General features: G+C 40.2%; 13 protein-coding genes. 11 read left to right on the top strand and 2 right to left on the bottom strand.

Annotated elements, in window-relative coordinates; all coding sequences use genetic code 11:
• Positions 1-25: 25 nt before the first annotated feature.
• Positions 26-2110, top strand: coding sequence for a VWA domain-containing protein (locus GXP67_RS24755; protein WP_162445606.1), 2085 nt, complete (start codon positions 26-28; stop codon positions 2108-2110).
• A 94-nt stretch (positions 2111-2204) separates the two neighbouring features.
• Positions 2205-3179, top strand: coding sequence for a glycosyltransferase family 2 protein (locus GXP67_RS24760; protein ID WP_162445607.1), 975 nt, complete (start codon positions 2205-2207; stop codon positions 3177-3179).
• A 122-nt stretch (positions 3180-3301) separates the two neighbouring features.
• On the opposite strand, the gene GXP67_RS24765 is transcribed toward GXP67_RS24760, so the two are convergent.
• Complete coding sequence (locus GXP67_RS24765; RefSeq protein WP_162445608.1) at positions 3302-3523, bottom strand: hypothetical protein; 222 nt, start codon at positions 3521-3523, stop codon at positions 3302-3304.
• Between the two features lie 417 nt (positions 3524-3940).
• Between GXP67_RS24765 and GXP67_RS24770 the strand changes: the two genes are divergently transcribed.
• From GXP67_RS24770 to GXP67_RS24780, 3 genes are all read left to right on the top strand, one after another.
• Positions 3941-4780: a hypothetical protein gene (locus tag GXP67_RS24770; protein WP_162445609.1), complete on the top strand. Its 840-nt coding sequence runs from the start codon at positions 3941-3943 to the stop codon at positions 4778-4780.
• Positions 4781-5095: 315 nt separating this feature from the next.
• A complete protein-coding gene (locus tag GXP67_RS24775) occupies positions 5096-5251 on the top strand; it encodes a hypothetical protein (protein ID WP_162445610.1) in 156 nt (51 codons plus the stop codon).
• Between the two features lie 589 nt (positions 5252-5840).
• On the top strand, positions 5841-6722 hold the full coding sequence (locus GXP67_RS24780; protein WP_162445611.1) for a ThuA domain-containing protein: 882 nt from the start codon (positions 5841-5843) through the stop codon (positions 6720-6722).
• 86 nt (positions 6723-6808) lie between these two features.
• On the opposite strand, the gene GXP67_RS24785 is transcribed toward GXP67_RS24780, so the two are convergent.
• Entirely contained in the window at positions 6809-7738 is a 930-nt protein-coding gene (locus GXP67_RS24785) for a TPM domain-containing protein (protein WP_162445612.1), read from the bottom strand.
• A gap of 352 nt (positions 7739-8090) precedes the next feature.
• Between GXP67_RS24785 and GXP67_RS24790 the strand changes: the two genes are divergently transcribed.
• From GXP67_RS24790 to GXP67_RS24815, 6 genes are all read left to right on the top strand, one after another.
• Positions 8091-9551, top strand: coding sequence for an arylsulfatase (locus GXP67_RS24790; protein WP_162445613.1), 1461 nt, complete (start codon positions 8091-8093; stop codon positions 9549-9551).
• A 43-nt stretch (positions 9552-9594) separates the two neighbouring features.
• Positions 9595-10011: a hypothetical protein gene (locus GXP67_RS24795; protein WP_162445614.1), complete on the top strand. Its 417-nt coding sequence runs from the start codon at positions 9595-9597 to the stop codon at positions 10009-10011.
• Positions 10012-10144: 133 nt separating this feature from the next.
• The gene (locus GXP67_RS24800) at positions 10145-10576 is read left to right on the top strand and encodes a helix-turn-helix domain-containing protein (protein ID WP_162441276.1); all 432 of its coding nucleotides are present in this window, start codon (positions 10145-10147) and stop codon (positions 10574-10576) included.
• A 5-nt stretch (positions 10577-10581) separates the two neighbouring features.
• Positions 10582-11190: an IS630 family transposase gene (locus GXP67_RS24805; protein WP_232064508.1), complete on the top strand. Its 609-nt coding sequence runs from the start codon at positions 10582-10584 to the stop codon at positions 11188-11190.
• A 26-nt stretch (positions 11191-11216) separates the two neighbouring features.
• Positions 11217-11699 carry a helix-turn-helix domain-containing protein gene (locus GXP67_RS24810; protein ID WP_197901563.1) on the top strand — a complete coding sequence of 161 codons (483 nt, stop codon included), beginning with the start codon at positions 11217-11219 and terminating at the stop codon, positions 11697-11699.
• A gap of 5 nt (positions 11700-11704) precedes the next feature.
• Entirely contained in the window at positions 11705-12361 is a 657-nt protein-coding gene (locus tag GXP67_RS24815; RefSeq protein WP_162442048.1) for an IS630 family transposase, read from the top strand.
• The last annotated feature ends 108 nt before the right edge of the window (positions 12362-12469 follow it).

A 12469-nucleotide genomic window follows, 5' to 3' on the forward strand; every position in this document is an offset into this window, starting at 1 on the left:
GCTTGCGCTTAGTAAATACCCGACTATGGAACGTTTTCAATTATTAATATCTTCTTCACCCTGGTTTATACTGCTTTGCCTGGTTGTGGGTGCGGTATATGCAGCCGTTTTATACCAGAAAAAGCCAGTCTGGGGAAAAAATCTCAATCTGATATTAGCCGCCTGCCGCTTTGTAGTAGTGAGTTTATTATGCTTTTTGCTACTAAGCCCTTTTATCAAACAGGTAAAAAATTCGTATGAGAAGCCTACCATTGTGCTGGCTGTTGATAATTCACAATCGGTGGCACTTACTTCAGACTCAGCCCAGTTGAATAATTTGTTATCAGGCATCCGCAGCTTTAACCAGACCTTACAGGATAAAGGAATCAATGTAGATATACAGTTTCTTAATTCCGCTACAGATAGTACCAGCCTGAGCCGCAATACATTTACCGGCAATTCAACCAACCTGAGCCAGATGCTGAGTAATATTCAGAGTAACTACCTCAACCGCAACCTGGCTGGAGTTGTGCTGGTATCAGATGGTATTTATAACCAGGGATCTTCGCCGGAATATTTACCCTATAATTTCCCGATCTATCCGGTAGCTTTAGGTGATACCATACCCAAACGGGACTTAAATCTGAAAACCCTCTATTTTAATAAAATCACCTATCTGGGAAATAAATTTCCGGTGGTAGCGGAGGTGCATAGTACCGGATATGCCGGCAAACTGGCGGCTGTTTCACTCAAACAGAATGGAAAAGTAATTGAAAAAAAGAATGTATCCTTCCGGGGCAATAATGATGTGCAGGAAGTAAATTTTGTGCATACAGCCAATGTAAAAGGCATGCAGCATTATACGGTAGAAATAGATGCGGCAGACGGTGAATTCACTGCCCAGAATAATATCCGGGATGCGTATATTGATGTAATTGATGGCAAGGAAAAGATATTGCTGCTGGCACTTACTCCGCATCCGGACATAAAAGCGATTAAAAGTATTCTGGAAAAAAATGAAAACTACCAGCTGGAGATTGTAATTGCTGGTGAAGCTACGCCCAAAGAAAGCAAGTATGATTTGCTCATCCTGCATCAGATTCCGGATAATTATAATAATGGTCTGGCAATGGCCCGTAAGTTTATTGATAGCAATACACCAGTGTGGTACATTGTAGGCGCACAGACCAATATTGGGCAGCTTAATGGCAGCAATAATGCAGTAAAAATCAGCAGCCGGATGGGGCAGGTAGACCAGGTAACGCCGGTATTCAATAGTAGTTTTAATATATTCAAATATTCACCAGAGCAGGCTAATACCTTACAGAAACTGCCGCCGGTGGCTGTTCCGTTTGGTGAATATAAAGTGCCGGCCAGTGCTGAGGTATTGTTGTACCAGCGGGTTGGTAATCTGGTTACTAATAAGCCTTTGCTGGTGGTGCATACCGATAAAACCCGTAAATCGGCAACGTTGATGGGGGATGGCTTGTGGGAGTGGCGGCTGGAAGAATTCAACTTAACGGAAAAGCATGATGCCGTAGATGACCTGGTGAGTAAACTGGTACAGTATCTTTCCGCCAAAGAAGATAAGCGTAAACTTAGAGTATATCCCATTGCCGATGAGTTCCTGGATTCCGAAAAGGTAATTTTTGAGGCAGAAACCTATAATGATATTTATGAGCGGATTTATGGAATTCCTATTACTCTCGAACTTACTGATGATGAGAATCAAACCAATAAATATACTTTTACCAACAGCGAAGATAATCCCCGCTTTGAAATCAGTGGATTAACCAAAGGTATTTACCGCTACAAAGCCAGTGCACAGGTGCAAGGCAAAGCTGAACAGGTAACCGGAGAGTTTACGGTTAAAGACCTGCAACTGGAAGCCCTGAATACTACTGCAGATCATACACTGCTGAAGAAGTTAGCTGAACAGACCAACGGACGTTTTTACTTGCCTACCCAATTCAACGACCTGGCCGCTTCGCTTTCTGCCAATCCGCCGCCTGACATTATTCAGAGCAGCGAAGAATTGCTGGAGCTTATTCATTTGAAATGGCTTTTCTTCTTATTTATGACTCTGCTTACCATCGAATGGGGCATCCGTAAATACCAGGGCGCTTATTAAAAATAGGTGAATGAGTGATTGAGCGAATGTGTGAATTGATTTACCTTTGATCACTCAATCACACATACACTCAATCTCTCAATTGCTTTCTCTCTTGCGTAGATATTCTATTATTATTCCGGTATATAACCGGCCAGATGAAATCAGGGAATTACTGGAAACACTTACCCGGCAAACCTACCGGAATTTTGAGGTACTGGTGATTGAAGATGGGTCTGTGAAGAAATGTGATGCCATTGTAGACCAGTTCTCTTCACAACTCGACATCCGGTATTTTTACAAGGAAAACAGCGGACAAGGCTTTTCCCGCAACTATGGATTTGAACGGGCCACAGGCGATTATTTTGTGATTTTTGATTCTGATTGCCTTATTCCCGAACATTATTTTGCTACAGTAGAGGCTTATCTGAATGCTCTTCCGCTGGATGCCTATGGCGGTCCTGACCGGGCGCATCTAAGTTTTACACCAGTACAAAAAGCCATCAGTTATTCTATGACTTCGCTGTTTACCACTGGTGGCATCAGAGGAAATAAAAAAAGGGTAGGAGGGCCGTTTCATCCCCGAAGTTTTAATATGGGGCTCTCCCGCAAAGTATATGAAACGGTAGGCGGCTACATTATTACCCGCATGGGAGAAGATATTATTTACACCATTTCCATCATCGAACATGGCTTTAAAACCGGACTGATTGAAGATGCTTATGTATATCATAAACGGCGTACAAGTTTCAGCCAGTTTTACAAACAACTGCATTTTTTCGGACGGGCCCGCATCAATATTTCCAGGTACTTTCCCAAAGAATTAAAAACTGTTCATACTTTCCCGGCTTTGTTTACTTTATTCTGTATGAGCATTCCTTTGCTGGCTTTATTTTCCGGTTTCCTGTTTAAAACAGCGCTTGTTTTGCTGGGAGTATATATCCTGCTGATATTCATTGATGCCACCCGTAAAAATCAAAGTTTACAGGTAGGGATATTAAGCACTGCTGCGGTTTTTGTGCAGCTTTTTGGATATGGCATTGGTTTTCTTACTGAAGGCTGGCGGAAATTGACAAAATCAACGAAATAAAACACAGTCCTTATGTATAGCCTGACAAAAGCTCGGATAGAAGAAATGAAAAGTTCCGGGAGGAAGAAAGAAGAATTTATTAAAAAATGAGGGCCGGATTTAATCCGGCCCTTTTGTGTGTATTAAAGTTTAACGTAATTTCTCTTAACATGCGTGTTAATATATCTGTTTAGCCCTGCGCCACTGATTGCTAACTGCTTCATGGCTTCGATATTAGAACGCCCTGCACTCGCATAGGTATATTTATAGAGAGCACCATCTCTGAATAGTACCTTAATGTGATCAGGTCCGATTTCGTAGGCATAAATGCCGGAATACTTTTCGTGATTACTATAAGATCTCATTGTACTGGTTGTTTAAAGTGATACAATAGATGAAAGTAAACTTATTGTGTCCGATTAAAAAATACACAAATCCATGCAATATTGCCTTTGTAATAATTTGCAAAAATGTTTCAATGTAGGATTATCTACTGAGATGCCGCTGCTGCGTACTAGTGCTCGTTTTTGTTATACTATTGTCCTTTTCAATCCTATTAATGACACAAAAAAAGCTGTTTTATAGCTGCACCAGCAACCATTTTCGAATAGTTAAAATTATAAGTACTTAAAAGATAGACCATAAGCCTTATAACTTATGCAATAAACAGGAGAAATAGAGAAACATCTAAGTTGTATAATAAAATTTATAAATGTGATGCTAAACGTACATTCTCAATAGTAGTAAACGATTATAAATAGCAGAAAAGATCACGCTTTACAATGAAAATAAACCGGTTTATAGGCTATACAACTCTATTTGTTCTACTTACCATCATTACGCAGGTAGGGGGATTTATTCTTCTTTTGTGCATTCCTTTCTTTCGCTATGTAACCCGGCGCATTTCCTCCAAAGGAATGGCAACTCTGTACAAAACTGGAATTTTCATAAGCGGATATACTCTTATTTCTTTCACACTTATTCCTGTAATTGCTGCCAGAACAGGCCGTGTACCATTACCCATAGGTATTACTAAAATTAGTTCCTTGCAGCCACTTACTTTACTGACTTGTGTGCTTAACCGGCATTATATAAAAACAGAATTGAAAGAAACTTTAATTTCTGTTTCAAAGACTTTACAGGAAAAGTATCCTGGGAGCATTACTTGTTATCTGGATGCAAACTTTCCCTTTGCAGATGGGTTTCCGTTGGTTCCTCATTTAAGTCACAACGATGGCCGTAAGGTAGATCTTGCATTCTTTTATCAGGAACCGGCTACTGGTAAGAAACTACAGGCCGTATCCCCTTCGTTTATAGGGTATGGTGTGAGTGAGCCTCCGCAGCCTGGCGAAACAAATATGCCTGCCGTTTGTATGGCGAAAGGATATTGGCAATATGGGTTATTAAACAAAATTATTCCAGAGGGAAATAAAAAGAAAATGGCATTCGATGCCGAACGTACCAGAATGCTTATTACCATATTGGTGAAACATCGTTCCATAGGTAAATTATTTATCGAGCCTCATCTTAGGCAACGTTTGCATCTGGAAAAGTATCAAAATATCCGTTTTCATGGCTGCCAGGCTGTCCGCCACGACGATCATATTCATGTGCAATTGTAATAATACAAGTTTATAACCGGAACTGCATAGTAAATAACCAGAACAGGCCTGCAAGAAGGTAGAACAAGGTTGTCAGAAGCCAGCGCAGAATAGTACATAGTTAGAACAGCAGCGTACATACCCTGAACAGAACGGTAAGTGAATAGAACAGACTTGTAAAATGACAGAACAACAGTGTTATGGAGTCACACAGAAACGTAACCTGACAGAACAACATTATAATTGAGCATGACATAATCAGGCACATATTCTTATAAAAGGAAACGGCAACCTTGGAAAAAGCGTTTCAACTGTATATTTCAGAAAATAACATTTATGGAAAATTACGATAATGATGATGACACATTCGACCACGTAGATGACTGGCTGGATGATGATGAAGACGATGACGACGACTGGGATGATGACGAAGATCAGGATTGCTCGGAAAGAGGAGGCTGCATGCCCGATCCGGAAGATTTTGATGATTAATGCCTGAATAGCAGAGAGAACATACGATTTATAAATGTCAGTTTTTATTGGAGATACAATAAAAAAGAAGGCTTCCATGAGAAGCCTTTTTTCGGGTAATATACGTTTATGTTCGACTACAATACTATTTCGTTCATGTTGTGCTATGTATGGGCTTTACACGCTCATTCAGAATTCCATATTGGCCCAATACACTGGTAATAATAAATGCAACAAATTAAAAAATCTAATTCCCTAATAGGTCCCCTCCCTTATCTTATGGAATATAATATGTTTTTATGCAGCCTTTAAAAGCTGTTTTATGGTGGTATACGTATTTCTCGTAAAAGGTTACACAAAATTTGTACATATACGGATATTTTGGATAAATACTTAGCTATCACGCATAGCGATGAGTATAAGACAACATATTTACATGATTTGGCTTTTGCAGGGCATGAGTTAAATACGCTAACCATACCTAAAGCCGTTAAATAAGTCTATAGAAAACTTCAAAATTGTATCATACTGTAATTTTATGTAATATTCGAATGATAAGGCAGTTCATTCTGGTACTGAACCGGACTTAACATGCAAACCAACCTATTATATGAGAAAAAAAATAGTAATCCTCTTTTCTGTTTACCTACTGGCTTTTGCACTCTTATTTTCTACAAGCCTGAGGGCTCAATCTACATCTAAAAAACCACTGGTAGTATTTGTAACCGGCGATCATGAATACAGCGGTGAGTTTACTTTGCCCTTGATTGCCGCTGAACTGGAGAAGAATTATAATATGCGGGTGAAAGTGCTTAAATCTTCTCCCGACCAGAATGCAGAAGAGAATATACCCGGATTGGAAGCTTTAAAAGAGGCAGACCTGGCTGTATTTTATCTGCGTTGGAGACGTTTGCCAGCCGAGCAGGTAAAATACATTGATGATTACCTTAAATCTGGTAAACCTATTATGGGATTCCGTACCAGTACCCATTCTTTCAACTATCCGGCGGGGCATCCGCTGGAAAAATGGAATGCTTTTGGAGAATTTGCCTTAGGCTCGCCTCCCGGATGGGGTGGCAAAGCCAATCATACCCATTGTGGTCATGAGTGCAGCACCGATGTAACTGTCATTCCTGAAGCCGCCAAACATCCGATTTTGAAAGGTGTTGACCCTAGTTTTCATGTGCGTTCCTGGCTGTATAAAGTAATTCCTGATTATCCTGCGAAAGGGGCCACCTGGCTGCTGATGGGAAAAGCTGTAAATCCTGATAAACCCAACTATGCCGATAACCCGGTAGCCTGGACCTGGAAAACAGCCAATGGTGCCCGTGTGTTTGCTACCACCATGGGACATCCGGAAGATTTTCAGGTGGAATCTTTCCAGCGCTTGGTGATTAATGCCATTCACTGGACACTTAATAAACCAGTACCCGATACATGGAAAGGCAAACTGGATATTAATGTTCCTTACCGGGGTATGACTAAGAATTAAAATTTTACATACACGATTAATTTGTTTTTAAAAGCGCATCAGTTTAACTGATGCGCTTCTCATTTTTAGCTTTCTCAAAAATAATATTACCAGGAACCACTGCTTCCTCCACCACCAGAACGTCCGCCACCCCCCGAATAACTGCTCCGGCTGGAACTGGACGAAGACCTGTAGGAACTGCCAGATGAGGAGGAATAAGAACGGCTGGAACCTGAGTTGGCTCGTTTTGCCGACCATTTTCTAAGCCAGGCACTTCCGGCACTGGTAGCAAAATAGAGTTTGGAAGAAATAAACCATCCTACATATAAGGTCAGAATAGTAAATCCGATAATAGAGCCGAAAATGGCGAAAGGGAAAGTAAGGTAGAATACAAGCAGAAAAAGGAATAAAAACCAGGATGCGCCTCCTTCAGTAAATACGGCTATACTAGTAAAAATAAGCAGGATAAACATCACAAAGCCACCAACGAGTAAACCTTCCGGAAAAGGAATTCCTTCATAACTGATCAGCGTCTCCCAGAAACCAGGGTCTTCGGCAGAATAGGTACCCTGAATAGCGCCAATAATAGCCGTAACCCCTGCCGTAATGCCTTCGTCATACGAAAATTGTTTGAAATAAGGCACCAGTTCATTGCGGATAATACGTGCACTATGCGCATCTGTTAAGGAAGCTTCCAGGCCATAGCCTACTTCTATCCGCATTTTTCGATCTTCGATAGCCACTAGCAGCAGTACGCCATTATTTTTATCTTTTTGTCCGAGTTGCCAGGTATTAAATATTTCGTTGGCTTTTTCTTCAATGGTTTGCCCTTCCAGAGAGGAAATGGTTAGTACAACAATCTGGTTAGAGGTGCTTTGCTCATGTTGCTGCAAGGTATTTTCCAGCCTGGTAATGGTTTCATCAGAGAGCACATGTGCATAATCGTTCACATGTCCGCTTAGTGTAGGTACAGGAACGGCGGCAGAAGCTAGTTTTACCAGAAAAATCAGAAAGAGCAATACAAGAATTTGTTTCATGGGTGGTAATAGATGATCTATTGTATGGTAAATGTTGGTTGTATTTTGTGTTTGATTATCATGCTGCTTTTCGCCGGATGACGTTGCAAAGTAACACTGCCAGAGGGCCTGATTCCTAGAAAATACGGTTGGCAAAAGGTGTACAACCTGCTTTCATATAGGTAAGCAAAAGGTGAACATGGTAGGTTATACCCTTTATTTAGATAGATGCAGGCTATTAAATGGCTGTTTTAAGTAAAAATCAGGGAAAGCAAGAATAAAAGAGCTGCATAAAATAAAAAATACCTTGTGCTTTCAGAATACAGGCAATATCCTGATTTTTGGATGAAGTATTCCTGCAAACCTGCTATTTATGAAAATCACCTGTAGCCTGCTTATTCTGCTGATTATAATATTTACTAGTTGCCAGCCTTCTAAGAAACCTGACCAGACAACAGAAAGCATTGAAACAAAAAACAAACCGGTAAATATTATCTTTATTATGGCCGACGACCTGGGATATGGAGATCTGGGGGTATATGGACAAAAACTAGTGAAAACACCCCGGCTCGACCAGATGGCACAGGAAGGAATCCGGTTTACGCAGTATTATGCCGGCAGCACCGTTTGTGCCCCTTCCCGCTGCTCTCTCATGACTGGCAAACATATGGGAAATTCATATGTTCGTGGTAACGGTGGTCCTAACACTCCGGGTAGACCGGGAGATTGTATTCCTTTACGTCCGCAGGATAGTACCTTTGTACAGCAACTGAAAAAAGCAGGATATGTAAACGGCATGTTCGGCAAATGGGGTTTAGGCGTAGCCGGTACAAACGGTGCCCCTCACTTGAAAGGGTTTGATGCTTTCCTGGGTGACTTAAACCAAAAAGATGCACATTCTTATACAGATGATACTTTATGGACCATCAGAAATGGTGTTACTCAGCCCGTAGTTGTAGATACCAGCCAGTTTAAAACAGATCTTACCATAAAAGCTGCTCTGGATTTTATCAGGCAAAATAAAGACACCAATTTCTTTGTGTATCTGCCGGTTAATATTCCACATGCCGAATTAAAAGCGCCAAAGGAAGCGGTTTTACCCTATCTGGATGCTAACGGAAAAAGTATATTTGAAGAAGTACCCTTTATTAACAAAGGCTCATCTTATAGATCGCAGGCGATGCCAAGGGCTACGTTTGCAGGCATGGTCTCCAGAATGGATTTGTATGTGGGTCAGGTACTAGACTTGTTAAGGGAATTGAAGTTAGATGAAAATACGATTGTATTTTTTACCAGCGACAATGGCGCCCATAAAGAAGGTGGCCATGATCCGAATTATTTCAACAGTAGCGGTGGATTAAGGGGAATCAAACGGGACTTATATGAAGGTGGCGTTAGGGTACCTATGATCGTCTGGGCACCAGGCAGGGTTGCGGCCGGAAAAGTAAGTGACCACATCTGGGCACACTGGGATATTTACCCAACCCTTACACAACTGGCTGGCGTAAAAATTAACACGCAGATGGATGGTATATCTATGGCCCCTGTTATAACTGGCAAAGGAGAAGCCCCTAGCCATGAATATCTGTACTGGGAGTTTGGCGAGGGAGTTCCGGTACAAGCCATCCGTCAGGGCAACTGGAAACTGGTTCGTTTTCTGGAAAAAGGCAAACCAGCCAGGGTTGAACTATATGACCTGAATACTGATATGCAGGAAACAAAAGATCTTTCTGGCCAGAAAGCAGATGTAACAGCCCAGCTTATTAAATTACTTGATGAAGCTCACCAGAGGGCAGAGTTTCCAGAGTTCCGGTTTGTGGAGAATGCGATGTAAGCGTAATTAATATGTAAAATTTGGATTATTTATTATGTATAGTGTGAGCGAGATTTTATCAAAAAGTGGAGATTCAACCGTACATAATTATGGTTATGCCAAAGGTAGATTAAATCTAGACATTGAATTATTTGATTTAGATGTAAGGGTAAAATTAGGTATACAAACCGATACGATCATCTTTGATCCATTTTTAGATACCACAACAATAAAACCATTACTTGCTTATATGATGGTGAAAGAACTAGGTCCTTTATTGAAAACTCAACATGGAATTTACGTTCCGGATAATGACTTTGGGAAATTTATGAAGGAATTCAGAAGTGGGTTATCTTTAGCTTATGGCCGCAAAGCGTCAAAAATTAAATATATTTTTTATTTAACAGGAGGTGTTGATTTGATTATCTGCTTAATCAGTAAAATGGAAAATATCTCCATCATTGAAATGTCAAATACTTGATCGTGAAGCCACTCTTCCGACACTAAATAAGGTAGTACTGTTGCAGTAGCATTATTTAAAAGTAAAAACTGTTTCTATCCTAAGTAAGAGTACACAATTAAGTATAAGATTTTGGCAAATTGTATCTTTGCTTATGCGTTATATCAAGAAGATTACAGACAAGCAAAAACAAGACTTAGAGAAGATTCATAAAGATAGTAAAAGTTATCAGGAACGTAACCGTTGCCAATGTATACTGTTATCCAATCAAGGCTATCAAGTACAGAAGTTAGCAAGCATTTTTCAAGTAAGTCAGTTAAGTATTTATAAGTGGTTTGATCGCTTTGAGAAAACAGGTGTGGTAGGGTTAAAGAACCAAAAAGGGAAAGGCAGAAAACCCATCCTTACTACCAGTAATGCTACCCATGTTGAAGTAGTGGAAAATAGCATAGAGAAAGAAAAACAACAACTTAAATTAGCTAAGCGAGAGATAGAAGCTAAATTAGGCACGGCTATGAGTGAGATGACCTTGAAGCGGTTTTTAAAAAAATTGACTACCGATGGAAACGTTTCCGTAAATGGATAAAGCCATTGCAAAACAAAGAAGCATATGAGCAGAAAGTCAAGCGATTACATGCTTTGCTTTATTTGGCACAGACAGGCAGTATAGATTTATATTTTGGAGACGAATCAGGGTTTTGCCTTACCCCTTGTGTACCTTATGGATGGATCAAAAAAGGCGAACACGCCCCTATTTTATCCCAAAGAAGTACAAGGATAAATGTATTTGGCTTGTTAAGTACAAATAATGAGTTGCTTACTTATCAGAAAAGTGGGAGTCTAAACGCTGACTTTATCATTGAATGTGTAGAGGCCTTCTCAACATCTATTTCCAAGTTTACTGTCATAGTCTTAGACAACGCCTCCTGGCATACATGTGGCCTATGGGAAGTCAAAAAAGAAGAATGGGAACAGAAAGGATTATACATCTTTTTGCTGCCTAAGTATAGTCCTCATCTTAACAGGATCGAACGATTTTGGAAGCAGGTGAAATATCATTGGCTCAAAGCCGAAGACTATCTGTCTGTAGAAGCACTTAAGGAGGCACTTTATACCATCTTTTCAGGATTGGGTACTTACTTTAAACTTGATTTTAAAAAACTTGAAGTAGATGAAAATATTATACTTAATTGTGTTTAATTACTTAGTAGTTCATAAAATATAAGATGTCAGGTAAATTAGGTAATTTGATCAAAAAAGCCATGGTCATTTATCGAATTACCCTCAGTGCTGAAGAAAGAAGGATCTTAAGTAGTTGGATAAATAAAGGCAGCCGAAAGGCCAAAGATATTCAAAAAGCCTATGTGCTGTTAGCCAGCGATGAAACAACAGGCAGGCAAAGTGAGACTGAGTTGGCAGAAACTTATAAATTATCTACCAGAAGTGTGGAGCGTATCCGTAAGTGTTTTTGTGAGCAGGGCATGGGCATGTTTGATAAGAAAACAAGAAAATTAAGAAGCGACAAAAAGATAGATGGGAAGGTAGAAGCGCATCTGCTGGCATTAGTCTGTAGTGAGCCGCCTCAAGGACAGGCAAAATGGAAACTGCAACTGCTGGCAGACAGATTAGTAGAACTCAAGGTGATTGACTCCATTTCCCATACGAGTGTGGCAAGCCTGTTAAAAAAAATGAGCTTAAGCCTTGGCTGAGGCCCATGTGGGTGATCCCCCCTAAACAAAATGCAGGGTTTGTTTATCAAATGGAAAAAGTGATTTCAGTCTATGAAAGGCCATATGATGAAAAGCAGCTGCTGGTCACTTTGGATGAATCACCCAAACAACTTATTGAAAGCAAACACTTCATAGGCAAAGATGGAAAACAGTATCAGGACAGTATCTATACAAGACATGGAGTGCGTGATATCTATATGGTCTTTGAGCCATTAGCCGGTAAACGATATTGTTTTGTGGAGCAAAACCACAACCGTTTCACCTGGGTAAAGATTCTAAGCCGGTTGTTGGATACTACTTACAAAGCATGCGAGAAAATCACTTTAGTAGAGGATAACTTGTCGGCTCACAAACCAAGTGCTTTTTATGAACTTTATCAACCTGAGAAAGCTAAAGCGTATTTAGACAGGATAGAGTTTATCTTTACCCCGGCTCATGGCAGTTGGCTCAATATGGCAGAAATAGAGCTATCAGTGTTACAAAGAGATTGCCTTGACAGGCACATTGCCACAGAGGATGAGTTAATAAAACAGCTAAGCGCCTGGCAGGAGAGCAGAAATAACAAAGCAGTAAAAGCTAATTGGCAGTTCACCAATCAAGATGCCAGGGTTAAACTCAAAAAACTATACCCGACTATTTAATGTTTATAGACTACTAGAAAGCTTAACTCGTTTACGCATAAATTGAAATTATATATTCTGTCTTGTAAACGGTAATTGATCCAAGCAAAAAAACTTTTAGCGCAAAGC

Origin of the sequence: Rhodocytophaga rosea, from assembly GCF_010119975.1 — a bacterium.
Lineage (GTDB): Bacteria > Bacteroidota > Bacteroidia > Cytophagales > 172606-1 > Rhodocytophaga > Rhodocytophaga rosea.